General features: G+C 52.2%; 21 protein-coding genes and 3 rRNA genes. 16 read left to right on the top strand and 8 right to left on the bottom strand.

The genetic code is table 11. The annotated features are described in order from the left end of the window. The first annotated feature begins 28 nt into the window (after nt 1–28). The 3 genes from ACR9EC_RS08260 to pyrE are packed head-to-tail and all read left to right on the top strand — an operon-like array spanning nt 29 to nt 2,064. Nucleotides 29–661, top strand: coding sequence for a hypothetical protein (locus ACR9EC_RS08260; RefSeq protein WP_435298754.1), 633 nt, complete (start codon nt 29–31; stop codon nt 659–661). Nucleotides 662–670: 9 nt separating this feature from the next. After that, nucleotides 671–1,444, top strand: a complete 774-nt coding sequence (locus tag ACR9EC_RS08255; RefSeq protein WP_435298753.1) for an SDR family NAD(P)-dependent oxidoreductase — start codon at nt 671–673, stop codon at nt 1,442–1,444. A 38-nt stretch (nt 1,445–1,482) separates the two neighbouring features. Beyond that, nucleotides 1,483–2,064 carry an orotate phosphoribosyltransferase gene (gene pyrE, locus ACR9EC_RS08250; protein WP_435298752.1) on the top strand — a complete coding sequence of 194 codons (582 nt, stop codon included), beginning with the start codon at nt 1,483–1,485 and terminating at the stop codon, nt 2,062–2,064. Between the two features lie 67 nt (nt 2,065–2,131). Here pyrE and ACR9EC_RS08245 read toward each other — a convergent pair whose 3' ends face one another. Next, the gene (locus tag ACR9EC_RS08245; RefSeq protein WP_435298751.1) at nt 2,132–2,905 is read right to left on the bottom strand and encodes an HAD-IIA family hydrolase; all 774 of its coding nucleotides are present in this window, start codon (nt 2,903–2,905) and stop codon (nt 2,132–2,134) included. A gap of 211 nt (nt 2,906–3,116) precedes the next feature. On the opposite strand from ACR9EC_RS08245, the gene ACR9EC_RS08240 reads away from it, so the two are divergent. Together ACR9EC_RS08240 and fbaA are read left to right on the top strand one after the other, a co-directional pair. After that, complete coding sequence (locus tag ACR9EC_RS08240; protein ID WP_435298750.1) at nt 3,117–3,830, top strand: TrmH family RNA methyltransferase; 714 nt, start codon at nt 3,117–3,119, stop codon at nt 3,828–3,830. Nucleotides 3,831–3,965: 135 nt separating this feature from the next. Continuing rightward, nucleotides 3,966–4,985: a class II fructose-bisphosphate aldolase gene (gene fbaA / locus ACR9EC_RS08235; protein ID WP_435298749.1), complete on the top strand. Its 1,020-nt coding sequence runs from the start codon at nt 3,966–3,968 to the stop codon at nt 4,983–4,985. A gap of 128 nt (nt 4,986–5,113) precedes the next feature. Here fbaA and ACR9EC_RS08230 read toward each other — a convergent pair whose 3' ends face one another. After that, nucleotides 5,114–5,464: an STAS domain-containing protein gene (locus ACR9EC_RS08230; protein ID WP_435298748.1), complete on the bottom strand. Its 351-nt coding sequence runs from the start codon at nt 5,462–5,464 to the stop codon at nt 5,114–5,116. Between the two features lie 125 nt (nt 5,465–5,589). On the opposite strand from ACR9EC_RS08230, the gene ACR9EC_RS08225 reads away from it, so the two are divergent. Next, a complete protein-coding gene (locus ACR9EC_RS08225; protein ID WP_435298747.1) occupies nt 5,590–7,737 on the top strand; it encodes an ATP-binding SpoIIE family protein phosphatase in 2,148 nt (715 codons plus the stop codon). Between the two features lie 5 nt (nt 7,738–7,742). On the opposite strand, the gene ACR9EC_RS08220 is transcribed toward ACR9EC_RS08225, so the two are convergent. Further along, nucleotides 7,743–8,069 (bottom strand): STAS domain-containing protein, encoded by a 327-nt coding sequence (locus tag ACR9EC_RS08220; protein ID WP_435298746.1) that lies wholly within the window; start codon nt 8,067–8,069, stop codon nt 7,743–7,745. 271 nt (nt 8,070–8,340) lie between these two features. Here ACR9EC_RS08220 and ACR9EC_RS08215 point away from each other — a divergent pair, with 271 nt between their 5' ends. From ACR9EC_RS08215 to ACR9EC_RS08200, 4 genes are all read left to right on the top strand, one after another. Further along, nucleotides 8,341–9,627, top strand: a complete 1,287-nt coding sequence (locus ACR9EC_RS08215) for an adenylosuccinate synthase (protein ID WP_435298745.1) — start codon at nt 8,341–8,343, stop codon at nt 9,625–9,627. Nucleotides 9,628–9,739: 112 nt separating this feature from the next. Further along, nucleotides 9,740–10,114, top strand: a complete 375-nt coding sequence (locus ACR9EC_RS08210; protein WP_435298744.1) for a PH domain-containing protein — start codon at nt 9,740–9,742, stop codon at nt 10,112–10,114. A 231-nt stretch (nt 10,115–10,345) separates the two neighbouring features. Then, entirely contained in the window at nt 10,346–11,650 is a 1,305-nt protein-coding gene (purD, locus tag ACR9EC_RS08205; protein ID WP_435298743.1) for a phosphoribosylamine--glycine ligase, read from the top strand. 90 nt (nt 11,651–11,740) lie between these two features. After that, nucleotides 11,741–12,688 carry a phosphoribosylaminoimidazolesuccinocarboxamide synthase gene (locus ACR9EC_RS08200; protein ID WP_435298742.1) on the top strand — a complete coding sequence of 316 codons (948 nt, stop codon included), beginning with the start codon at nt 11,741–11,743 and terminating at the stop codon, nt 12,686–12,688. 19 nt (nt 12,689–12,707) lie between these two features. Here ACR9EC_RS08200 and ACR9EC_RS08195 read toward each other — a convergent pair whose 3' ends face one another. Further along, entirely contained in the window at nt 12,708–12,941 is a 234-nt protein-coding gene (locus tag ACR9EC_RS08195) for a hypothetical protein (RefSeq protein WP_435298741.1), read from the bottom strand. A 165-nt stretch (nt 12,942–13,106) separates the two neighbouring features. On the opposite strand from ACR9EC_RS08195, the gene purS reads away from it, so the two are divergent. The 3 genes from purS (at nt 13,107) to ACR9EC_RS08180 (ending at nt 14,684) form a co-directional block, all read left to right on the top strand. Next, nucleotides 13,107–13,367: a phosphoribosylformylglycinamidine synthase subunit PurS gene (gene purS / locus ACR9EC_RS08190; RefSeq protein WP_435298740.1), complete on the top strand. Its 261-nt coding sequence runs from the start codon at nt 13,107–13,109 to the stop codon at nt 13,365–13,367. Further along, the gene (purQ, locus tag ACR9EC_RS08185; RefSeq protein WP_435298739.1) at nt 13,367–14,080 is read left to right on the top strand and encodes a phosphoribosylformylglycinamidine synthase subunit PurQ; all 714 of its coding nucleotides are present in this window, start codon (nt 13,367–13,369) and stop codon (nt 14,078–14,080) included. The genes purS and purQ overlap by 1 nt, the downstream gene beginning before the upstream one ends. 112 nt (nt 14,081–14,192) lie before the next feature. After that, nucleotides 14,193–14,684, top strand: a complete 492-nt coding sequence (locus ACR9EC_RS08180) for a GNAT family N-acetyltransferase (protein WP_435298738.1) — start codon at nt 14,193–14,195, stop codon at nt 14,682–14,684. A 57-nt stretch (nt 14,685–14,741) separates the two neighbouring features. On the opposite strand, the gene ACR9EC_RS08175 is transcribed toward ACR9EC_RS08180, so the two are convergent. Next, a complete protein-coding gene (locus ACR9EC_RS08175) occupies nt 14,742–15,074 on the bottom strand; it encodes a hypothetical protein (RefSeq protein ID WP_435298737.1) in 333 nt (110 codons plus the stop codon). A 277-nt stretch (nt 15,075–15,351) separates the two neighbouring features. On the opposite strand from ACR9EC_RS08175, the gene ACR9EC_RS08170 reads away from it, so the two are divergent. The 3 genes from ACR9EC_RS08170 to rrf all read left to right on the top strand — a co-directional run bounded on the left by ACR9EC_RS08170 (nt 15,352) and on the right by rrf (nt 20,586). Beyond that, nucleotides 15,352–16,879 (top strand): 16S ribosomal RNA (locus ACR9EC_RS08170). Nucleotides 16,880–17,273: 394 nt separating this feature from the next. Further along, nucleotides 17,274–20,380 (top strand): 23S ribosomal RNA (locus tag ACR9EC_RS08165). A gap of 89 nt (nt 20,381–20,469) precedes the next feature. Continuing rightward, a 5S ribosomal RNA gene (gene rrf / locus ACR9EC_RS08160) occupies nt 20,470–20,586 on the top strand. The 16S, 23S and 5S rRNA genes sit together here, the layout of an rRNA operon. A 92-nt stretch (nt 20,587–20,678) precedes the next feature. Here the strand turns inward: rrf and ACR9EC_RS08155 are convergent. From ACR9EC_RS08155 to ACR9EC_RS08145, 3 genes are read right to left on the bottom strand one after another with little or no spacing between them, the layout of a single operon-like run. Next, nucleotides 20,679–23,450: a multicopper oxidase domain-containing protein gene (locus ACR9EC_RS08155; RefSeq protein ID WP_435298736.1), complete on the bottom strand. Its 2,772-nt coding sequence runs from the start codon at nt 23,448–23,450 to the stop codon at nt 20,679–20,681. Next, a complete protein-coding gene (locus ACR9EC_RS08150; RefSeq protein WP_435298735.1) occupies nt 23,447–24,610 on the bottom strand; it encodes a hypothetical protein in 1,164 nt (387 codons plus the stop codon). Before ACR9EC_RS08150 ends, ACR9EC_RS08155 begins: the two co-directional genes overlap by 4 nt. Beyond that, complete coding sequence (locus ACR9EC_RS08145) at nt 24,607–25,323, bottom strand: helix-turn-helix transcriptional regulator (protein ID WP_435298734.1); 717 nt, start codon at nt 25,321–25,323, stop codon at nt 24,607–24,609. The genes ACR9EC_RS08150 and ACR9EC_RS08145 overlap by 4 nt, the downstream gene beginning before the upstream one ends. Nucleotides 25,324–25,343: the final 20 nt, after the last annotated feature.

Here is a 25,343-nt window from a genome sequence, read left to right as displayed (position 1 = left end):
CCTACCTAACCAAAGACGGCACACTGTTATGAGAAACAAGACCGATCTCACTATCGTCTACATCCCCGGCCTCTTCGATCGGGTGCGTTTTGTGCAGTTTTTGCAAAGCAAAGCCCTGCAACCATGGCGAATGCTAGGCGTGCGGGTCATCATATACACAATGGGTTGGTCGCTTGACGCACGATTCGAAGACCGCCTGGACGAACTCGAAAACCTGATACGCAACAGAACCCAACAAGGTGAGCGCGTAGCCGTAGTTGGAGCCTCTGCAGGCGCAAGCGCAGCAGTAACACTCCTTGAGAAATGTCCAGAACTCGTAACAAGCGCAACATTGATCTGTGGAAAAATCCACCGGCCAGACATGATCCCCGGGCCAGTACTGGAATACAACACAGTCTTTGAACAAGCATTAGACCAACTCGACGAGAGGCTGGACAACCTCGACCCGTCACAACGCGCACGCATCCTATCCTTGCGAGCCGCACACGACGGGATCGTGCCACCTCAAGACACCATTATTGAAGGCGCAGACAACAGGCAGATGCCAGTCATCGGACACCTCACAGGTATCGCCTTTGCATTAATGAATTACGGTGTGCCGATAGTACGGTTTGCACGACGGCACGTCACACTGGAACGGGACGACACTACTCACGGTTAGGGCTAGATCATGGCAACCGCACTGATCACCGGCGCATCAGCAGGTTTAGGGCTTGAATTTGCATGGCAGCTCGCTACTGCCCGACACGACCTTGTACTGGTCGCGCGCAATACAGAACGATTAGAAGTCCTCGCAGCAGACCTGCGCTCTGTTGCAGGCGTGCGCGTAGAAGTACTCCCCGCAGACCTAGCCACACAACAAGGCCAAGACGACGTCATTGCACGCCTCACACAAGACGAACGACCCATCGGCCTACTCGTCAACAACGCAGGCTACACGCTACAAGAAACCTTCCTCGACTCAACGCGCGAAGCACAACAAGCCGCCCTCGCAGTCATGGTTCAAGCCGTCATGGTGCTTTCACACACTGCCGCACAACACATGACACAACGCGGACGAGGAGCCATCCTCAACGTCTCATCCGTTGCAGCATTCCTAACCGGACCATACTCGGCTCACAAAGCATGGGTGCGCACATTCACCGAAGGACTAGCTGTCGAACTCCACGGCACAGGCGTGACAGCAACTGTCCTCTGCCCAGGGCTCGTCCACACCGAATTCCACGAACGCGCACACCTCGACTACACGGCCGTCCCAGAATATGCATGGCTCAACGCCGCAGACGTAGTACGTGCAGCCCTCCTCGACGTACGACGAGGAGTCGTCATCTCAACACCTTCACTACGCTACAGGGCAGCATCCGGTCTCTTACGAGCATTGCCACGCTTCATCGTGCGCAACCTACGCGGCAGCGACGCACGACAAAAACCCACACCACAATAAGACGAAGCACCCACCCAGATACACGTTATTCTTAAGACGTGACTCATGAACCTGTGCTTTCCCCAACGCCACGCGAACAACTTCGAGACCTGATCAAAGAACTAGCCGTCGTACACGGCAAAGTAACCCTGTCCTCAGGAAAAGAAGCAGACTACTACGTCGACCTACGCCGCGTAACCCTGCACCACCGGGCCGCCCCGCTTATCGGACACGTACTACTCGACGCGCTGGAAGAAGCCGGACTCGGCCCAGACGACATCGACGCAGTCGGTGGACTCACCCTCGGCGCCGACCCCATCGCAACAGCACTCCTGCACGCCGCAGCATCACGAGGCCTCGACGTCGACGCATTCGTCGTACGCAAAGCAGCAAAAGCACACGGCATGCAACGCCAAATCGAAGGACCAGACATCTCTGGCCGACGCGTTGTCGTCCTAGAAGACACAACCACCACAGGCGGATCCCCAATCGCGGCAATCGAAGCATGCCGCGAAGCAGGCGCAGAAGTCGTCGCAGTAGCAACAATCGTTGACCGCAACACAGGCGCTCGCGAAAAGATCGAAGCGTACGGGGTTACCTACCACTACCTCTTTGACCTCGCAGACCTAGACCTTTCCTAGTCAGCAGTACACAAGGGCGGACCCACACATGTTGGTGTGGGTCCGCCCTCGTGTACGCGTAACCGTTTTAAATCAGGTCAATCAGATCTGCGATGGAATCTTTAATCGCCGATGGCCGGAACGGGTATTGATCAACTTCATCAGGTTGAGTCGAACCAGTCATGACGAGGAAGGTCTGCAACCCTGCTTCAATGCCAGCAACAACATCGGTGTCCATACGGTCACCAATCATTGCGGTTGTCTCTGAGTGCGCATCGATGCGGTTGAGCGCAGACCGGAACATCATGGGGTTTGGCTTGCCCACAAAGTACGGTTCGCGTCGTGTAGCGCGAGTAATCATTGCCGCAACAGCACCCGTTGCTGGTAGTGGCCCATCAACGGAAGGCCCAGTTGGGTCTGGGTTGGTGCAGATAAAGCGTGCCCCGTCGTTAATGAGGCGCACAGCCTTGGTAATCGCTTCGAAAGAGTAGGTGCGAGTCTCTCCGAGGACAACATAGTCGGGGGAGGACTCAGTGAGGGTGTACCCAGCTTCATAGAGCGCGGTAGTTAGGCCTGCTTCACCGATTGCATAGGCGGAACCACCAGGAATTTGATCAGCGCAAAAGTTCGCTGTTGCAAGGGCTGACGTCCAGATAGCTTCTTCTGGAACTTCAATACCTGAAGCTGCGAGGCGTGCTCGCAGATCGCGTGGGGTGAAGATGGAATTGTTGGTGAGAATCAAGAAGGGACGTTCTTTTTCTCGCAACCTTGCAATGAACTCTGGCGCGCCAGGGATTGCGTGTCCTTCATGGACGAGTACGCCATCCATGTCTGTAAGCCATGAGTCGATGTGACGAGTCACGTCGCTGCCTTCCTTCTAGTTGTGGCTGTTAAGCGAGTGGTGCTGAGTGTCTGCACTTTAAAACTGCGGGTCACACAGCGTTGCCTCTATGTTAATGATCACAGAATTTTTTAAAATAGTGGCATTGTTCGTTCGTCTACATGGTGTTTTTCGTGTTTTGTGTCCGTGTGGTCAATTTTTGGGCTGAGTGTTTCCTTGAAAGAATAGGTCTGTGTCGTCATCAGATTCGCTGGAGTTCCCAGCTACGCCTTCCACTCTTCCTGCTTCTGCGGACGATGTTGAAAGCGAACCAGAACATGTTGTTGGGGTGGGGCCGTGGCCGGGCGGTGAGCAGGAATGGCCGCGCGATGAGCAGGGTGTTTTAGACCCACGATTTGATGCAGAATTGCTGCGCGAAGGCGATCGTAGAAACGTTATTGATCAGTATCGATATTGGACGATGGATGCGATTATCGCTGACCTCGACGAACATAGGCGCGACCTGCACATCGCAATTGAAAACTGGGGTCATGACCTTAACATTGGCTCTGTGGTGCGCACCGCTAACGCTTTTGCGGTGAAAGAAGTTCACATTATTGGCAAGCGCCGGTGGAACCGTCGGGGAGCAATGGTGACTGACCGCTATCAGCATGTGCGGCATCATGAAACGGCTGAAGAGTTTGCTAAGTGGGCGCAGGCTGCAGGTTTAGCGATTATCGGGATCGATAATATTGATGGTTCTATCCCCATCGAGGGATACCGTTTTCCTAAGAACTGTGTACTAGTTTTCGGGCAAGAAAAGTCGGGCTTAACCCCACAAGCACAAAGTATTTCCGAAGACATTTTGCACATCACTCAATTTGGTTCCACACGCTCTATAAACGCTGGTGCGGCGGCTGCTATCGCCATGCATAGTTGGATAGTGCAACACGCTGATATTCCGTGAGTGATACCGGCAGACGCACTGTAGCGATACAGGACTTTTGCTCACGGGCCGAACGGCCTAGGCTGGTTCGTGAATGTTTGTGACAAAATAGAGCCGAACATTCGTTTACATTCCCTCTCTTTCAGGAGTTTTTCGATGCCTATCGCAACCCCAGAGGTTTACGCTGAGATGATCGACCGCGCGAAGGCAGGCAAGTTTGCCTACCCAGCGGTTAACATCACATCTTCACAAACTGTTACTGCAGCTATCCAGGGTTTTGCTGAGGCAGAGTCCGACGGAATCATCCAGGTTTCTGTTGGTGGTGCAGAATACGCTTCCGGTTCAACCATCAAGGACCGCGTCACAGGTTCACTTGCTTTGGCTGCATACGCAACTGAGGTAGCAAAGAACTACAACGTCAACATTGCTCTGCACACTGACCACTGCACCAAGCAGAACCTTGACTCATGGGTACGCCCACTTCTTGCTCTCGAAGCAGAGCAGGTTAAGGCTGGACACAACCCAACATTCCAGTCCCACATGTTCGATGGATCAAACATCCCACTCGACGAGAACCTTGTTATCGCTGAAGAGCTTCTTGCTCTCTCCGTAGCAGCACGTACCATCCTCGAGATTGAGGTTGGTGTTGTCGGTGGTGAAGAAGACGGCCACGAAGCTGAGATCAACGACAAGCTCTTCACCACTGTTGAAGACGGTCTTGCAACAGTTAAAGCATTGGGTTCAGGCGAAAACGGCCGTTACCTCACCGCTCTCACCTTCGGTAACGTACACGGCGTGTACAAGCCAGGTGCAGTGAAGCTTCGCCCATCACTTCTTGCTGAGATTCAGCGTGAAGTTGGTGCAGCTCTTGGTAAGGAAAACCCATTCGACCTCGTATTCCACGGTGGTTCAGGTTCAACTGCAGAAGAAATCTCTGAGGCAGTAGACAACGGTGTTATCAAGATGAACATCGACACTGACACCCAGTACGCATACTCACGTCCAGTGGCTGACCACTTCTTCCGCAACTACGACGGTGTCTTGAAGGTTGACGGCGAGGTCGGAAACAAGAAGGCATACGACCCACGCGCATGGGGCAAGCTTGCTGAAGCTGGTATGGCTGCACGTATCGTTGAAGCAGCACAGCAGCTCCGTTCTGCTGGCCAGAAGATGTGATTGTAGCCTTCTAGGCATATACGCATAAAAATAGGGCAGGTCCACTTGTGGTGGACCTGCCCTGTTGCTTTCTTAACGTGGAAACTGCACAAGGTGTGTGACGGTTTCCAACTAATGCAGGAATATCTTTAACGGATCTGTTCGGGATAGACAACTTGCACAGAGCTGATGATGTCGGTGACTTCAAGGATGAAAAGCATCGTCGGTGGTGTGTTGATGAGTGTTACTCGGTTCGGATGGCGACGCGCTATTTCACCAAGAATTGCGATTCCTGAGGAATCAATAAATTCAACTTCTCGCGCATCGACGGTTATTTCGCCCGTGAACCCCCGAAGGTCATTCAAAATGTGCATGAAGCACGGTTGTATTTCGATGTCGATCTCACCGCGCAGCACAATGACAGCGCTGCTCTCTGAGACCTGAAGGTCTAATTCCTCGCAGCGCTCGTGTTGCTTATGAGACGCATAGTGGTCGGTCACGTATCCCCCAATAAAACGTGAGTGCCGGATAACTCTGACATGAATATTACTGTGACACGCACCGCAATTGGGAGAGTGTTTGTATTTCGAGTGGCGATTTTGCGATGAATATGGACAATGGGTTCATGGCTCGAGGCAAAGAAACGACCGCATTGGAAGCACTTCCTACCGGTGTTTCAGCCACAATTCTTAACCGCTTACCAGTGCCGTGTGTGCTGGTCAAAGCCGATTTTGGCGTCTCTAAAGTGGTGTGGTTTAACAAGGCATTTCAGGACTTCACACAGCGCACAACAGAATGTGTAGGTACAACACTCGAGGAATGTAAAATCACCCTTCGTCGAGAAGACAAAACCACCGGAACGATGGAATCGTGGACACCTACGCGTCATTCGCGTCCCACAGACCCCAAACACCCTCACATGTGGACCTGCGACGTGGTTACGACTGCGGGGCAATGGTTGTTGACCCAAGCTGCTATTGAACCGCTCACTGATCAGGAAAATGAACAGTACTGGATTATTCAAATCCTGCCGTTGGCCGAGGGCAGCGAAGCGCAGCACATTATTGAAGGCTCAGCTATACCAGCGCTCGATGCGCTGTCAGAAATATCAACACTATTGACGGACATTGAACACCCCAATGTCTTAACGAAAGTCTCAGATATTTTGACAGAAAGCACCTCCGCGCAATGGGTTGGGTTTTTTCTTGAACGCGAACATCTGCTCTATTCGGAAGGCTTAGTCGCGGCGAGACGACACCGGCATCACACAACGATTAAAGCTCCAGTGGGCGAACATGCCACAGATACGGTTGCAACAATGCTCGCTGGTGGTCAGCCTGACACGATCGTGCTTGATGTGCATGCGCATCATCCAGCGGGAACCCTCGACGCGTTATTGAAGACTCGTCTCCAGGAGATGTGGACGGCAGAGGGGTTCGCTCCTGAAGGTCTTATTGCGTTGCAGGAAATTAAGGGCCGAGACGAAGTGCATGGGATTTTGGTGTGTGCTTTCCCTCAGCTCAATGATTTTGGGCTGCCTTTCACAATTGAAGACATCACTGCAGATTCGTCCAAAGTATTTACTACGGTTACTCGCCGCATAGCCATGGTGATTGACAACATTCAGCTGTATCAGCGTGAACACCAGCTTGCTGAAGCTTTGCAGCAGTCGATGCTGCCCACGCAAGTTGATGCGCAAGAACTGGATGTGTGGACGTATTACGCGCCATCGTCGGACCACGCGCGTGTGGGCGGCGACTGGTACGACATTTTGTATGTTGACCCCAATACGGTGGGCGTGGTTATTGGCGATGTTGTGGGGCATGATCTTGAGGCTGCCGCGGCAATGGGGCAGCTACGGTCTATCACGCGTTCGTATGCCTATGAGCGTGCGGCGGCCGCAAAAGTGCTGGAACGTGTCGATCGTTTAGTCGATGGGTTGGGTATTTCGCGTCCGGCTTCAATGGTGTACGGACGGCTTGCACACCATATCCGTAATGGGGTGCGTGCCTGGGGACTGGAATATTCGAGGGCCGGCCATTTACCTCCCATCCTGATCCGCGATGGCGAGGTTATTTTGCTGAACCATGCGGGTGGAGGCCTTATCGGCTTCACACCTAAGCGACGAGAAAACGCGACGTTGAGGCTCCGCGTGGGCGACGTGCTGGTGTTTTATACGGATGGTCTCATTGAGCGCAGAAACCGCCCTATGCAAGTTGGTTTGCAAGAGCTGCAAGAGACTGTAAAAAACGTTTCCATGAACGTGGCAAGCCACATTGGTGAAGAGTTACTGCGTCAACTTGCAGACGCACCCGAAGATGACGTGGCGATTGTTGTGGTACGTATTCCTGCGCGAGGTGAACTTGAATCGCCGGGGTTGCGGCCTACGTCAGTTCGTCAAGAGTTTCCAGCGGAGCCTTCGTCGGTAGCGCAAGCGCGACATTACTTTGCGAAGGTATGCGCGGAGTGGGGGCGCAGCGTTAACTGCCGTGACGGGGAACTTGTTGTGTCTGAATTGGTTTCAAATGCGGTGGTGCATGGCGGCGGAAATATTGTTGTCCGGTTTGCCGACTGTAGCGATTACATTCGTATTGAGGTGGAAGATTTAAACCCTACGGGCCCGCGCAAACTTAACGGCCATGAAGATAGATATGGCGGTTTTGGCATCAAAATTGTTGATAAGTTGGCGCGGTGGGGTTGGAAACCGCAGGGCGTGGGCAAGGTTGTCTGGGCGGAGATTCCTTACACGGCTCGGGATGAGGGCGCACAGTAAATCGTTTATGGCGTTTTTAAACAGGAATGTTCGTGATCAAAGCGGAACAGTAATGTAGCGCCACAAATGTCCAAGACGAATTGGTTGGACTCAGAACAGCCGCGCAGTACGGTCATCCAGCCTCGACGTTGCCCTGTTTCTGCTAGCGAGATTAAAAAGGCAGCGCCGGTTGAGTCCATAAAGTCCACGTTGCACATGTCGACGGTGAGTAGACGCTGTTTCAAGCTCGCGATCCGAGCCACGATTTCGATGAACTGGGGGCGGGCCGACAGGTCTAGATCTCCGTCGATCGTCAACGTGGTGACGATGGGTGTGGTGGAGATCTCAAACATGCGATGATTCTAGATCGAGATGGCGGCGCCTGCAGAGTGGAAAGCAAAATTGCATGTCGCAGGTGGCGCAGTAGTACGCGTTTTTTGAGACGAGCAGGGTAGTAACTTTTGATGTCACCCTATAAAAAACGCAAAAAATCGGTAAACTCTTATGGGAAAACGGGTTACTGCCGCCCGGATTCCGCCGAGGCTGGCAGCACTCGATGACGCTCTCTGCGTCACTGCCGCTTCTCATGTGCAAACCTAGCGGCAGCGAAAGTGGGGATATTCCATGCCAGCCCTCGTAGTCGTCGGAGCCCAGTGGGGCGACGAAGGCAAAGGCAAGGCGACCGACCAGCTCGGTTCGCAAGTCGATTACGTCGTGAAGTTCAACGGCGGTAACAATGCCGGTCACACTGTTGTCATCGACGGCGAGAAATACGCGCTCCACCTTCTGCCTTCAGGCATTTTGTCTCCAGGCGTGACTCCCGTTATCGGTAACGGTGTCGTAATCGATATTGAAGTTCTGTACCAAGAACTTGATGCGCTTGAGTCACGTGGCGTTGACACTTCGAAGCTTTTGATTTCTGGTTCCGCACACGTTATTCCGTCGTACAACCGCGCCATGGACAAGGTGACGGAACGTTTCCTAGGGAAGCGCCGTATTGGTACGACAGGCCGCGGTATCGGCCCAACCTATTCAGACAAGATCAACCGTGTTGGCATTCGCGTGTGGGATCTGTTTGACGAGAAGATTTTGCGCGCCAAGGTTGAAGGCGCTCTCGAACAGAAAAACCATCTGCTGGTTAAGGTGTACAACCGCCGTGAGGTTCTTGTTGAAGAGATCGTTCAAGAACTTTTGGCACTTGCTGAGCGTTTGCGCCCGATGGTCCACGACACCGCTCTTGTTTTGAACAAGGCGTTGGACGAGGGCAAGACCGTCTTGTTTGAGGGCGGTCAGGCAACCATGCTTGATATTGACCACGGTACGTACCCGTTTGTTACTTCATCGAATGCAACGTCTGGTGGCGTGTGCACTGGTTCTGGCGTTGGTCCGACTCGAATCAACCGAGTTATTGGTGTTATTAAGGCGTACACCACTCGTGTTGGCGAAGGCCCTTTCCCAACTGAATTGTTTGACGAGATGGGCATCCACTTGCAGAAGACGGGTGGAGAGTTCGGTGTGACAACTGGACGCGCTCGTCGCTGTGGCTGGTATGACGCTGTTGTGGCACGCTACGCATCTCGGGTCAACGGTTTGACTGACCTTGTCTTGACCAAGCTGGACGTGCTTACTGGTATTGAAGAGATTCCAGTGTGTGTTGCCTACGACGTCGATGGTGTACGTTACGACGAAATGCCAACTGACCAGTCGGCATACCACCACGCAAAGCCAATTTATGAGTACTTCCCTGGTTGGACGGAAGACATTTACGGCGTGCAAAAGTTTGAAGACTTGCCAAAAAACGCGCAGGCGTATGTGCTTGCGTTGGAGGGCATCTCTGGTTGCCGTATTTCGTCGATCGGTACTGGGCCTGGCCGTGAGCACACGATTGTGCGTCACGAACTGGTTGACTGATACACCTGAGAGTTAGATCAAAGGGGCTTAACGTGGATGCGTTAAGCCCCTTTGCTGATGTATGAGATAAATTTTCTTTGTTGTGTGAGATGCACGCCACTATGATCAGTGCATGATTGATTTTGGAAATGGCTCTTTAGTCAAACTTGGCGAAACATCCCTTGACTCTGTTTTGCCTGAGATTTCTCCGCTACTCCTCGAGAATGAACAGCCTTATGTCGCGTTCAAGGGGATGCGGGATTACGTAGTTTTCACGTCTAAGCGACTTATCACGGTGAACGTTCAAGGCATGACTGGCAAGAAGAAAGACTTCACGTCGTTGCCGTACAGCAAGATTCAGGCGTATTCGATTGAGACTGCTGGAACCTTTGACCTTGATGGTGAACTTGAGTTGTGGTTCAGCGCTGTAGGCCGCGTTCGTCTTGAGTTCCGTGGGGGAGTGAACCTCTCCGCAATCAACCGCATTATTGCGCAAGGCCTTCTCTAAGATTTATTGGTTTTGATGCGTGCGACTGCCCTGTGGATGCTGAGATATCCGCAGGGCAGTCGGATGTAGCGAGAACAACGGCTGACGAGGATGATTGTGTGTCAGCGGTGTCGGGGAAGTGAGCCTGTTCGTGCGGGTAAGAGTATGAGGGTTATCAAAATAGCTGTGTAGGCAGGTTTGACCAGTGAACAGAGTGTCAGTAGAACCGTGCCCTCCAGTAGAATCGGCTACGTGAAAATCCTCGTACTTGGTTCCGGTGCCCGCGAACACGCAATCGTCCATTCGTTGAACTCAGAATTGAATGCGGAAGGTGTTCCTGCGCATGAGATTCACGCCGCACCAGGCAACCCAGGCATTGGGGAGACCGCAACGCTGCATGGTATTGACGCGAACAACCCCGAAGCGGTTGTTGCGTTAGCGCAAGAAATCGCAGCCGACCTCATCATGATTGGCCCAGAAGCACCACTTGTTGCTGGGGTGGCAGACGCTACTCGACACGCAGGATTCCCAACATTTGGCCCATCGCAAGAAGGCGCACGTTTAGAAGGTTCCAAGGCTTTCGCCAAAGAAATAATGGAAGCTGCTGGCGTACCAACCGCAAAACCGTACGTGTGCACAACTCTGGCGCACGTAGAAGAAGCCTTCGACGATTTTGGTGCACCTTACGTTGTAAAAGATGACGGTCTTGCCGCAGGTAAAGGCGTCGTCGTAACGAATGATCGCGAGGCAGCTTATGCACACGCGGCAGACTGCTTTGCAAACCGTGGCCAGGACGGCCGCGTCGTCATCGAAGAATACTTAGATGGCCCAGAAGTTTCATTGTTCGTCGTTTCAGATGGTGCAACCGTGCGCGCTTTAGCGCCAGCACAAGACTTTAAACGCGTAGGCAACGACGACGAAGGCCCAAACACTGGTGGCATGGGCGCGTATTCGCCGCTGCCGTGGGCACCCGCTTCACTGGTCCAAGAAGTTATTGACACTATTGCGCAACCAACCATTGACGAGATGGCTCGTCGTGGAACACCGTTTGCCGGGATTTTGTATGTGGGGCTTGCTTTAACAAGCAAGGGCACTCGGGTTGTTGAATTTAACGCTCGTTTTGGTGACCCAGAGACGCAAGTGGTGCTTGCGCGTTTGCAGACGCCACTATCTGCTCTGTTGCTTGCCGCCGCAAAGGGTGAACTTGCTGATTTCCCTGAACTGCAATGGCATCCACAAACAGCAGTGACAGTTGTTGTCGCTTCTGAACGGTACCCAGACACTCCAGTAACGGGTGATCCTATTGAAGGAATCAGTGCAGCAAACGCTCTTGACGGTGTGCATGTTCTTCACGCTGGCACCAAAATTGTTGACGATGTGCTGGTGTCGTCGGGCGGACGTGTTGTGTCGGTCGTTGCCCTTGGCGACGATTTAGACGCTACTCGTGAGCGGGTCTACCAGGGCGTTGATGCGATTGGTTTGCGTGGTTCACACCACCGTACCGATATTGCTTTGAAAGCAGCTCGCGGAGAGATCAAACCAGCTACACAGTCATAACGTGCGTGCCTGCCAGAGTCACATCTGGCAGGCACTACGTGTAAGTGTTGAATATTCGTAAGTTAAGTGTTGTGAATGAGGAGTGCCACCATGTCCGGTTTGGACGTAGCTACCGCAGACCTGCCAGGTTGGAAACATCAGTATTCGGGTAAAGTCCGTGACTTGTACGTTCCTGATGTTGAAGCGCTTGGCGGTGAGCATCCTTTAGGGGATGTCGTACTTGTGGTGGCATCAGACCGCGTGAGCGCCTACGACTGCGTGTTGGAGCCAGGTATTCCGGGTAAAGGCAAGGTTCTTACTCGGCTGAGCTTGTGGTGGTTTGAGCAGTTCTCAGACATCGTCGGTAATCATGTTGTTTCTACGGATGTGTCAGTTGCTGAAGGCGACGGTTTGATTCCAGCTGAGGTTGATGGGCGGGCAATGATCTGCAAACGCCTCGACATGTTCCCTGTTGAGTGTGTTGCGCGTGGGTATCTCACGGGTTCAGGGTTGGTTGAGTACAAGGCTGACGGCACTGTGTGTGGGGTGTCGCTGCCGGAAGGTCTTGTGGATGGTTCACGTCTTGAATCCCCAATATTCACTCCAGCGGCAAAAGCTGAAGTTGGTGAGCACGACGAAAACATTACGTTCGAGCAGGTAGCAGAGCGGCTAGGTTGGGCTGCTGCCGAGGTGCTGCGCGATTTGACGATTAATGTGTATGCCCGTGCGGAGGATATTGCTCGTTCTCGTGGCGTGATTTTGGCTGACACGAAGTTTGAGTTTGGTTCTGACCCTAAAACCGGTGAGATTCTGTTGGGCGACGAGGTGCTGACTCCAGACTCTTCACGTTTCTGGGACATGAACTTGTGGAAGCCGGGCGGATCTCAAGCAAGCTTTGATAAGCAGTACATTCGTGACTGGTTAGCCTCTCCTGCCTCCGGTTGGGATAAGAACAGTGGCAGTGAGCCGCCTGCTCTTCCCGCTGAGGTTATTCAGGCTACTCAGGAGCGTTATGTTGAGGCGTTTACGCGGTTAACGGGCCAAGTTATTGACTTGTAGTACCTTTTTACCTGCGTGCTTATGTGGGTAAAAGTGTAAGTAATGCGCCGATGACGAGCAGCATGACGGTCGCTCCGCAGAGGATTCCAGTCCAGGACAGGTTGCGTTCTTTGCTGGTTTCGGCGGCGCGTAACGCGATGATTCCGGTGATTAATGCACCGATTCCTGCGGTTAAAGCAAGGGGCGGTACGAAAATACTGATGATGGCTAGTATCCCTAGGCCAAGTGCTATGTAAGGCAGGCTTTTTGTCATGTTTTGTATTGTATAGTGAGTTTTTGTAAGGGGAGATAGTCGTCACGGTGAACGCTTAACGTGTGCCGCTATCTGGTCGTAATTCAATGCGGGCTTTATTCGCAGATAGACTAAAGCCGCTACCCCTTTTCTCAAAAGGATTTCCTCGTTATATCAGGAGTGCCCGTGGGACGCGTAGTCGTCGACGTAATGCCTAAGCCAGAGATCCTCGACCCGCAAGGGAAGGCCGTTGCTGGTGCCCTTCCTCGTTTGGGTTTTGATGGTTTCGTATCAGTTCGTCAAGGTAAGCGCTTTGAGCTTGAGGTTGAAGGCGATGTAACGCCTGAGGTTCTCGAAAATGCTCGTAAAGCTGCTGAGACCTTGTTGTCGAACCCAATCATTGAAGACGTTGTCTCGGTGAAGGACGCATCGGGAGAGGTTGCCTGATGTCAGGAATCGCTCAGGCTCGCATCGGTGTGATCACGTTCCCTGGAACGTTGGATGACCGTGATGCAGCACGTGCTGTGCGACTCGCAGGGGCGGAAGCAGTGTCGCTGTGGCACGCTGACGCTGACCTTCATTCGGTGGATGCAGTTGTTTTGCCCGGTGGGTTCTCGTATGGAGACTACTTGCGCGCAGGCGCTATTTCTCGTTTCGCACCTGTCATGGAGAAGGTTGTAGATGCTGCGGGTGGCGGTATGCCTGTGCTTGGTATCTGTAATGGATTCCAAGTTTTAACTGAGGTGCATCTACTTCCTGGCTCAATGATCAAGAACGATCACTTGTCATTCATTTGCCGGGAGCAAACCCTTGTTGTCGAAAACGCTGAAACAGCGTGGACACGGGACTATGCGCAAGGTCAAGAGATCATCATTCCTTTGAAGAACCAAGACGGCCAGTATGTTGCTGATGAGCACACGCTTGATGCTTTAGAAGCTGAGGGTCGTGTTGCTTTCCGCTATCAGGGCTGGAACCCGAATGGTTCGCGTCGTAACATCGCCGGTATTACTAACGAGCGAGGCAACGTTGTGGGTCTCATGCCGCACCCAGAGCATGCGGTTGAAACCGGCTTTGGTGTTGATAACGGCACTAGCGTACGTGGCGGTGTTGATGGCTTAGGTTTCTTCACTTCTGTGCTTTCATCTTTGGTGCACGCATAATCCAACGTGTGTGATCACATGCACTCACGTAAGTGATCGTGTGATGCGTATAAGGCGGCCTAAACTGTATGTTTAGGCCGCCTTAGTGTTTGTTGAGAGAAAGTATGAGTTCATGCAGGTGAGGGAAGTTCCGTGGGATAACGCGGATGCTGTCGAATTACGAAACGGGCAAAGCAGGGATCTTTCCGCTCGTTATGACTCTCCTGTAACTCTGAATGAGCCTGCTCCAGACGGCGTTGTATCAATGTCTGTGCTTTACATCGACACAGATGATGGCGAGTTGCCTGTTGGGTGTGCGGCCCTGGTAGATGTCACTGGTGCAGAGGACGTCTTTGGAGCTGCGCGGACTGTTGAGATGCGTAGGGTGTATGTGCTGCCTGAGTATCGTGGCCGCGGTTATTCGCATGCACTCATTGATGAGACTCATCGGATTGCTGTTGAGCGTGGGTTCGAACAGATTGTTTTGGTGAGCGGAACTTTGCAGCCTGAGTCTGTTGGCTTATACCGTTCACGTGGGTACGAGGAGTTGCAGCCGTACGGAATGTATCAGCAGTTTGAAACATCCTTGTTTTTTGTTAAACGGATTGTTGATGACACACATTAATAAACGAATATTTGTTTTTTGAAAATGCCAGATTCTTTTACAGAGAATCTGGCATTTTTAATAGCAGTTTTGGGTGTGGTTACGGTCACGTGGTGTGGGTTTGATTTTGGTGGGTGTGGGTGGGTAATGTTTTCTTTTGTCAGCGCGACGGGTTGGTGAATGGCTTCGGTTGTTTGTTGGTTTGGTTGTGTTGGTTTTTCCTTGTGAGTGTGCGTTTTTTGGCTTGTTTGTATGATCTAGATCGCAGTGATGTGGGTTTGGGTTTGCGGGCCGGATGGTGTAGGCTTGAGAGGTTGCCCCGGATGGGTTCGGCTGGTTTGTTTGGCTGGGTTTTGATGGTGTGTGGTTGTTGTTTGATATCTCAATAGTGTGTTTGATTGTTGATGCCATTAGGGCATTGTTGTGGTGTGTGTTTCCTGCTTTAGATGGGTGGGTTTCATGCATTGTGGTGATGTTCGTTTTTATTTTTGGTATTCAAAAATATTTTTTTGTTGTTAAACATGTCTTTTATTGTTTAATGATTCTGGTTGTGAAGGAACATGCGTGCACGTTGTGTGGGTGTGTTTTTTGATGCTAGTTGTTTTTTTGGATGCTGGTTTCAAATTTTAGTGCTGATGCTGTCGTGCGTTTTCCCGTGCGTGGTGTTGGTGTCTATGGATTTTATTTTTTCATGGAGAGTTTGATCCTGGCTCAGGACGAACGCTGGCGGCGTGCTTAACACATGCAAGTCGAACGATGATGAAGAGTGCTTGCACTTTTTTGATTAGTGGCGAACGGGTGAGTAACACGTGAGTAACCTGCCCCTTACTTCGGGATAACCATTGGAAACGGTGGCTAATACTGGATACGACCCATAGAGGCATCTTTTGTGGGTGGAAAGATTTTTTTGGTGAGGGATGGGCTCGCGGCCTATCAGCTTGTTGGTGGGGTGATGGCCTACCAAGGCGACGACGGGTAGCCGGCCTGAGAGGGCGACCGGCCACACTGGGACTGAGACACGGCCCAGACTCCTACGGGAGGCAGCAGTGGGGAATATTGCACAATGGGCGAAAGCCTGATGCAGCGACGCCGCGTGGGGGATGAAGGCCTTCGGGTTGTAAACCCCTTTCAGTAGGGAAGAAGCGAAAGTGACGGTACCTGCAGAAGAAGCGCCGGCTAACTACGTGCCAGCAGCCGCGGTAATACGTAGGGCGCAAGCGTTGTCCGGAATTATTGGGCGTAAAGAGCTCGTAGGCGGTTTGTCGCGTCTGCCGTGAAAACCCAACGCTTAACGTTGGGCTTGCGGTGGGTACGGGCAGGCTAGAGTGCGGTAGGGGTGACTGGAATTCCTGGTGTAGCGGTGGAATGCGCAGATATCAGGAGGAACACCGATGGCGAAGGCAGGTCACTGGGCCGCAACTGACGCTGAGGAGCGAAAGCATGGGGAGCGAACAGGATTAGATACCCTGGTAGTCCATGCCGTAAACGTTGGGCACTAGGTGTGGGGCTCATTCCACGAGTTCCGCGCCGTAGCTAACGCATTAAGTGCCCCGCCTGGGGAGTACGGCCGCAAGGCTAAAACTCAAAGGAATTGACGGGGGCCCGCACAAGCGGCGGAGCATGCGGATTAATTCGATGCAACGCGAAGAACCTTACCAAGGCTTGACATACACCGGAAACGGCTAGAGATAGTCGCCTCTTCGGACTGGTGTACAGGTGGTGCATGGTTGTCGTCAGCTCGTGTCGTGAGATGTTGGGTTAAGTCCCGCAACGAGCGCAACCCTCGTTCTATGTTGCCAGCACGTTATGGTGGGGACTCATGGAAGACTGCCGGGGTCAACTCGGAGGAAGGTGGGGATGACGTCAAATCATCATGCCCCTTATGTCTTGGGCTTCACGCATGCTACAATGGCCGGTACAAAGGGCTGCGATCCCGTGAGGGGGAGCGAATCCCAAAAAGCCGGTCTCAGTTCGGATTGGGGTCTGCAACTCGACCCCATGAAGTCGGAGTCGCTAGTAATCGCAGATCAGCAACGCTGCGGTGAATACGTTCCCGGGCCTTGTACACACCGCCCGTCAAGTCACGAAAGTTGGTAACACCCGAAGCCGATGGCCTAACCCCTTGTGGGAGGGAGTCGTCGAAGGTGGGATTGGCGATTGGGACTAAGTCGTAACAAGGTAGCCGTACCGGAAGGTGCGGCTGGATCACCTCCTTTCTAAGGAGCATATGCAATGCGCTAGGCGAGTGTTCTAGTGGTTGTGCTCATGGGTGGAACATTGACAAGCATTCCTTGATCATGTGTGCGTGCACGTAGTACCTGACCTTTTTTGGGGGTTGGTGGAAGTGTGCGGGCGTGGGTGGTTGGGGTCAAACACACTGTTGGGTTATGAAACATCAACCCGTTTTTCTTATGTGCGCGTTCGTGCGTGTATGGGGGAAGGGTTTGAGGTTTTAGCCATGTCGCATGGATGACGCTGCTTGAGGGTGGTGGTTGTTTGTGTGGGTGTGGTCGTTGTTTGAGAACTGGATAGTGGACGCGAGCATCTAATCAAAAAATGATTTTATGTCTTTTTTGGTGTCTGTGATTTTGTATGAAATTTTTTGTGTTTTGTTAAGTTTTTAAGAGCACATGGTGGATGCCTTGGCATTAGGAGCCGATGAAGGACGTTGTAGCCTGCGATAAGCCTCGGGGAGTTGGCAAACGAGCTGTGATCCGAGGGTGTCCGAATGGGGAAACCCACCCCAAGTCATGTTGGGGTACTCCTTGCTGAATATATAGGCAAGGTAGAGGGAACGTCGGGAAGTGAAACATCTCAGTACCGGCAGGAAAAGATATTCCGTGAGTATTGGCGAGAGAAAGCGGATAAGGCCAAACCATATGCGTGTGATACCCGGCAGGGGTTGCGTGTATGGGGTTGTGGGACCACGTGGTTCAAGCTGCCGTTTGAACACACAGTTATCAAGTATGCGTGTAGGTGAAACTCTTGGGAAAGAGTGGCGTAGAGGGTGATACCCCCGTAACTGAAACATGTATACCTGTGTCGTGGGATCCCAAGTAGCACGGGGCCCGAGAAATCTCGTGTGAATCAGCGAAGACCACTTCGTAAGCCTAAATACTACCTAATGACCGATAGCGGATCAGTACCGTGAGGGAATGGTGAAAAGTAGCCCGGGAGGGCAGTGAAATAGTACCTGAAACCATGTGCTTACAATCCGTCGGAGCCTCCCTCGTTGGGGTGACGGCGTGCCTTTTGAAGAATGAGCCTGCGAGTTAGTGCTCAGTGGCAAGGTTAACCCGTGTGGGGCAGCCGTAGCGAAAGCGAGTCTGAATAGGGCGAATGAGTCGCTGGGTCTAGACCCGAAGCGAAGTGATCTACCCATGGGCAGGTTGAAGCGCGGGTAAGACCGCGTGGAGGACCGAACCCACCTAGGTTGAAAACTGGGGGGATGACCTGTGGGTAGGGGTGAAAGGCCAATCAAACTTCGTGATAGCTGGTTCTCCCCGAAATGCATTTAGGTGCAGCCTTACATGTTTCTTACCGGAGGTAGAGCTACTGGATAGCCGATGGGCCTCACCAGGTTACTGACGTTAGCCAAACTCCGAATGCCGGTAAGTCAGAGTGTAGGAGTGAGACTGCGGGGGATAAGCTCCGTAGTCGAGAGGGAAACAGCCCAGACCACCAGCTAAGGCCCCTAAGCGTGTGCTAAGTGGGAAAGGATGTGGAGTTGCATAGACAACCAGGAGGTTGGCTTAGAAGCAGCCACCCTTGAAAGAGTGCGTAATAGCTCACTGGTCAAGTGATTCTGCGCCGACAATGTAGCGGGGCTCAAGTACACCGCCGAAGCTGTGGCATTCACATATGTACCTAGCCCCTTGTGGGTTCAGGTGTGTGGATGGGTAGGGGAGCGTCGTGTGGGCGATGAAGCTGCGGGGTAACCCAGTGGTGGAGACTACACGAGTGAGAATGCAGGCATGAGTAGCGAAAGACGGGTGAGAAACCCGTCCGCCGAATGATCAAGGGTTCCAGGGTCAAGTTAATCTGCCCTGGGTTAGTCGGGACCTAAGGCGAGGCCGACAGGCGTAGTCGATGGACAACTAGTTGATATTCTAGTACCGGTGAAACACCGCCCAACACAAAACACTATAAAACACCTCCCACACTGACGCATGCATAGCCTTCGGGTTGTGTGTGGTGATGTGTGCTGGGTGTGGCGTGGTGTGGCGTGAGCGTATGAACAGGGGTGACGCAGGAAGGTAGCCAAACCGTCGCGATGGTAGACGACGGCCAAGGATGTAGCTCAAGTCTTAGGTAAATCCGGGACTTATTAAGGGTGAGATCTGATGGGGTTAAGTTGGTGATCCTCTGCTGCCAAGAAAAACCTCGACGCGAGGTGTTAGCCGCCCGTACCCCAAACCGACTCAGGTGATCAAGTAGAGAATACTAAGGCGATCGAGATAATTATGGTTAAGGAACTCGGCAAAATGCCCCCGTAACTTCGGGAGAAGGGGGGCCCCAACCGTGATACACACACGCTGTGTTGAGCGGATCGGGGTCGCAGAGACCAGGGAGAAGCGACTGTTTACTAAAAACACAGGTCCGTGCGAAGACGCAAGTCGATGTATACGGACTGACGCCTGCCCGGTGCTGGAAGGTTAAGAGGACTGGTCAACCACCTTTGGTGGTGAAGCTGAGAATTTAAGCCCCAGTAAACGGCGGTGGTAACTATAACCATCCTAAGGTAGCGAAATTCCTTGTCGGGTAAGTTCCGACCTGCACGAATGGCGTAACGACTTCTCCGCTGTCTCAACCATAAACTCGGCGAAATTGCAGTACGAGTAAAGATGCTCGTTACGCGCAGCAGGACGGAAAGACCCCGGGACCTTTACTATAGCTTGGTATTGGTATTCGGTATTACATGTGTAGGATAGGTGGGAGACTATGAAGCATGCACGCTAGTGTGTGTGGAGTCATCGTTGAAATACCACTCTTGTGGTTTCGGATACCTCAACCTCGAACCCTAATCGGGTTCAGGGACAGTGCCTGGTGGGTAGTTTAACTGGGGCGGTTGCCTCCTAAAATGTAACGGAGGCGCTCAAAGGTTCCCTCAGCCTGGTTGGCAATCAGGTGGCGAGTGTAAGTGCACAAGGGAGCTTGACTGTGAGACTGACAGGTCAAACAGGGACGAAAGTCGGAACTAGTGATCCGGCCATGGCTTGTGGAAGCGTGGTCGCTCAACGGATAAAAGGTACCCCGGGGATAACAGGCTGATCTTGCCCAAGAGTCCATATCGACGGCATGGTTTGGCACCTCGATGTCGGCTCGTCGCATCCTGGGGCTGGAGTAGGTCCCAAGGGTTGGGCTGTTCGCCCATTAAAGCGGTACGCGAGCTGGGTTTAGAACGTCGTGAGACAGTTCGGTCCCTATCCGCTGCGCGCGCAGGAAACTTGAGAAGACCTGTCCCTAGTACGAGAGGACCGGGACGGACGAACCTCTGGTGTGCCAGTTGTACCGCCAGGTGCATGGCTGGTTAGCTACGTTCGGAAGGGATAACCGCTGAAAGCATCTAAGCGGGAAGCCTGCTTCAAGATAAGGTTTCCAACAACATTTTGTTGTGAAGGCACCCACCAGACCAGTGGGTCGATAGGCCGGACGTGGAAGACAGGACTAACGACTGTCGCAGCTGACCGGTACTAATACGCCAACAACCTAACAACACACACACACTTACTGCACGCGTCCACTACCCAGCTCCCACACCACGACCCACCACCCCACACGGGGTGAGACGATGGTGAACAAAACGTACGGCTGTCATAGCGTCAGGGAAACGCCCGGCCCCATTCCGAACCCGGAAGCTAAGCCTGACAGCGCCGATGGTACTGCACTAGCAATGGTGTGGGAGAGTAGGACACAGCCGACACACACATAACACGCCAGGCCCCACCACAACGGTGGGGCCTGACGCATTTACATGCTGTAAACACGTCGTGCCTACAGAGCACGACTGTGCGGCTACTGTGTCACTGTAAAGATTCCTTTCGCGCCACGTTCCGCATCAACCATAATGTGGGTAACAAATGGGTAATTTCCAGGCTCGGGGAACGTTAATTCCACGAAACCGCCCTGTGCAGGCTGCAAGCCAAGTGCCTGTGACCCTCCAGTTCCTCCCGTCGCAGGCTGCTGAGCAGAACCTAAAAGATAGTTACCTTCAAACCACACACGATCAAACTGGCTTCCGACAACATGAAAAGAAGAAGCACGGCTAGGTCCAGCAACAAGCATCCACACCCGAACACGTTCACCAACTTGGGCTGTGAGAGGCCGTGCTGCATACTGGTTGGCATAGCCATTAAAGACGACAAGGTCTAAAGCACTGTCTCCAGTTAACGCTTTAGTTACATCAACTGGTTCGTCTTGCTTACCTAAATACATTTCATTTTGCACAATGACATAACTCTTATCGACTTCAGGTAAATCATCAGGCTCAATAACAACTGCACCGAACATTCCATTCGCGATGTGGGCAGTCATTGGCATAGTTGAACAGTGATACATCCAGATCCCTGCACGCTCAGCAACGAACCGATACACCAAAGACTCTCCGGGCGCTATGGTCCGCATAGCTTGGTCAGGCGCAATGAGTGAAGCATGGAAGTCAATAGAATGTCCCATCGACCCATTGTTGACTAACGTAATTTCAAAGGTGTCTCCAACCCGGCCATGTAAAGTTGGTCCCGGAAAAGATCCATCAAACGTCCAGATTTCTTGACGGACACCAGGAGCAACTTCCATAACTTTTTCTTCAACTTCGAATGTAAATTTATGAAGTTGGGGAGCTGAGCCTTCACGTGGTGAAAGCGGTTTAAGGGTTGCGTCGTAAGCCTTAAAATCTTTGCTGGGTTGTGCCATGAAATCTAGATCCTGTGCGGCAGAAAGATCCGTATTTCCTTTAGACATATGGGTGTGAGCATGCTCTGAAGGAGGCGTTTCACCAGATGTTTGAGTGGTGTCATCGGGTTCTAGAACATTGATAGCGAACACCATGCCCATTTGTTTATGCCCAATAATTGAGCACCAGCCATCTAACGATTGAGTGATGACACCAACTTCGATCTGAGTGGAATCTCCAGGCATGATACGAGCAGAAACGCGACCGTTAGATAACACTAAATCGTGCACTTCTGACGAGTCAGTATTGACAAGTTCGATTGTTAGGTTAGTGCCGTGTGGAACATTAATGCTCTCAGGAAAGAAGCGCATATTTTTTGCTTCAACACGCACAGTCTTGTGTGGAGCATTGCGATGTTGCGCAACGGCTTCAGAGCTCTGAGACGCACCGTTAGCGATGGGATAGGTGCGAAGTGAATCAGGTTGTAGTGCAACACCAACTAAAACAGCCACAATCACCACAACTAGACCTAAAATTGCTTGTCCAGCAATCGTCCCCCGAGAATGTGCGTCATTAGTATTGTGTGCGGGATTAGGGGGCGGTAGCCGACGAAGTGGCTCACCAGTTGGGTTGTTATCGTGCTTGTTGGTACTGCGTGTGGAAACCCGTATTCTTTTGGCGGTTTTCATGGAGCGAACCATAAAAATTATGAAACTGCTGGTGCTGGCCACGTACACGAAAGCAGCGCTTACCTGAATCGTAGCTGTAACGGGAAGTGCGCACACGAGCAAAGCAAGATTTGCTGTTACTACACGTAAAATCGCCCCACGGTTCATTTCAGTGTGCGTTGCTCGAGCAGATTGGGGGCCAGAACTCAGCACAACCGGAATGAGATAGGCAAGAGCGCCGAGGAGTGTCTGCAGGACGAAACCTGCGGCAAGAAACGGGGTAATTGTTGTGAAGCCAGCAAAGATGCGATCCCAAGATGTGGCAGAGAAAGCAGCGGTTCCTGCATGGACGAGCAATACAATGAGCGAGCCCACAAGCCATACGTAACTGGTTGCAACCGAAAGGGTAGGGAAATCTTGGGGTGTTTTACGAAGAGCTGTGCGTAAAAAAATGAATCCCAGCCATATAAGCCCCGTCATATATAGGACGAGACCGCATACGACAAGCCACGTTACACCTCCTAGGGCGCCTCCACTGCACATGATGATGCCGCTGATCAGTATTGGTAAAACTCTCAACGCTACCGCGGTGGCTTGGTCGTCTATTTTTGTGCGGAGCATGGTCGGCCACAAGGTTACGAGTGTGCCCACAATTGTTAACCCGATCCAGCCAAAAATGTTGATAAAAATGTGGGCTAGCCGTAACTGGCCGTGTAGTGGGTCTGCATAACCGTGGGATAGTAAAACACCCAGTGTCACCCCTACTGGTAAACACGCGGAGGCTGCGATGTAGTACTTAATTGTGATCCCAAAGCGTACACCAAGGGCTTTTTTAAGCCGTGAAAGTAGTGAGATGGCATGCCACATTACGGATAAGACGACGAGGGTGGCACCTATGATCGTTACCGTTAAAAAGGTTGAGAGTACGCCAACTATCGCACAAACAATTCCACAGTTTAAGGCGATGAGACGAATGTTTTGTCTTGTGCGTTCGTGGATGCTTGCGGGGGAGTGGAGAAGTGCATGCGAAAAATGCTGTGACCATACCATGATCGAATGTGTGGCTGCGCCCAGTAGTAGAAAGTGAAATATGAGCCAACGTGCTTCGGGTAACCACTGGTTAAAAAGAGTAGTTGCAAGAGCGCACAGTATCCATATAAATGCTGGAATGTCTCGCATGAACCAGAACTTTTTTACTGGAGTTGGTGGGGCAGATGTGGGGATCATGAGGTTTTACCAATGCGAGGAGAGGGGGTTGCGGTGGGCGCTGTGATGGCTGTGCCAACAATGATGATGAGGAAAAGAAGCACAGAGATGACATTAAAAAGTCCGCCAATTTGATGGGCGAGGCGTATGCCTAAGCCGTCTCCGATCCATACGCGGACGATAAGGGCCGCGTGCATGAGAGCCGCGGGCAGCCACATCACAGGATGGTAAGGCAGCGGGCGTTTAACGATGGCGGGAAGGATTGTTGTTGCGTGTGCCATGATCATGGACATGGTGAAACCAATAAATACGGCATGAATGACAGCATCATATGCGGCCCCCTCAAAAGCGGGTCCAAGAAGCCAGATAAAACCTGCAAGTGTTAGCCACGCATAGCCGGCAAGCATGCAAGCTGCCATGAAGCGTCGTGAGGCCGATGTAAAAATAAGTTTTCGGGCGACATCATGGGCACTGAGCCACAACGTCATCACTATGAGATTTAGTCCAAGTAACGGGTAGCCTGCAGTAGGCCACAAAAGTGTGGCAATTGTTAATGCAGTGAAGGTGCATGCACAAACTAATACAACGTATCCGGCTGATCTTTTGAGAGTTAACCGAGCAAGCTCAAGGCGTTCACCACAGATCGTAAGAATGACGAAACCAGCGAGCCACGGTAATAGTATTCTTACGGGGAACTGTAAAACGAGTAACGTGGCAGCTCCAGCTGCTAATACCGCCCCTAACGCTTGAATGAGGATTGCTTCGTCGCGGTTACGTTGCCACAAGACTACATACGTGCTGGTCATGATTGTGGCGCCGGACAGCATGCATGCGTGCGGAACGATAAGACTGACGGGTGTGAGTAGTAAGAGGCCCCCCGTGCCTAGGAGGGTTGGTGCAGCGTATCCCCAGAAGCGTCCTAATGCAACAGATCGTTCTAATGCGATCAGTGTTCCAATGAATCCAAGGGTTAGTAGAGTTCCGTGGGAATCGACGAGTCGGTTGACTGTGAACGGGGCAGGTAATCCTAGAAGCAGAAGTGCTGCGCTAAGGCCTGCTATAAGACATATACCTGCCGGGAAAATAAGGACAGTGCGTTTAGGTATGGGAGGTAGTGTGGTGCGGTGTGGCAGGTCCGGTGAGGTGTCGTGCGCTGCCTTGTGTGGGGTGGGTGCTGTCATGAGTGATCGGTGCGCTGTTGAGGTGTGTTATCGGCAGAAAAATGCAGGGTGCAGATCCCTGGAGCGCTGAACGGTTCAAGCTGAGATTGAGAGCTATCTATTCCTTGGCGTGATAAGGCGCCATTGATGATCCCGAGGTGTACGGAGCACACAACATCAGGGTTGCGGTGTGCGGCTTCAAGAAGTGGACATGTGTGTAGTTCAATTCTTTGTTCATTAATTGCCAGTGGAGCGAATCCAAAGCTGTCTAAGAGCGTAATGGCAGCGGTGACAGGGGAAAGCGCAGGTTCCGTGTGTGGCATATTGTCGGCTAGGGTTTTTCCCCATTGATTGCCTGCCTGAAGTGCGGTGGCGACGGGGTCTGGAGCGAAAGCGCTGATGGAATCTGCTAAGACTGCAGCTAGGCCAGCATATTCGAGTTCGTCGTCTGAATGGTGGTGTTTGTGTGGGGTTGACCAGAGCCATGCGGGGCGCCCTCGGCCTTCAGGTTCTGCTAAAGAACGGATGGCGTATCCGTCTGCTAATAGGTTTTCGAGGTGTCCTCGTACCGTATTTTCGTGTAAGCCGACGCGCCGCACAATTGCGGGCAGGGTGAGGGGCTCAACCTGTGATTCGAGGCTTTCAAGCACGAGTAGACGAGACGGTGAAAACGTGCGTCCTCGTTTAGTTGCATGTGAGGTTGAGCGGTTCTGAACCAAACGATTATTTTCCACGGACTTAACTGTAATAAAAT

The organism is Timonella sp. A28 (genome assembly GCF_051200815.1).
Taxonomy (GTDB): Bacteria; Actinomycetota; Actinomycetes; order Actinomycetales; family Cellulomonadaceae; genus Timonella.
The sequence above is the reverse complement of the archived record's forward strand: the minus strand, read 5'-3'. Positions and strand labels throughout refer to the sequence as shown.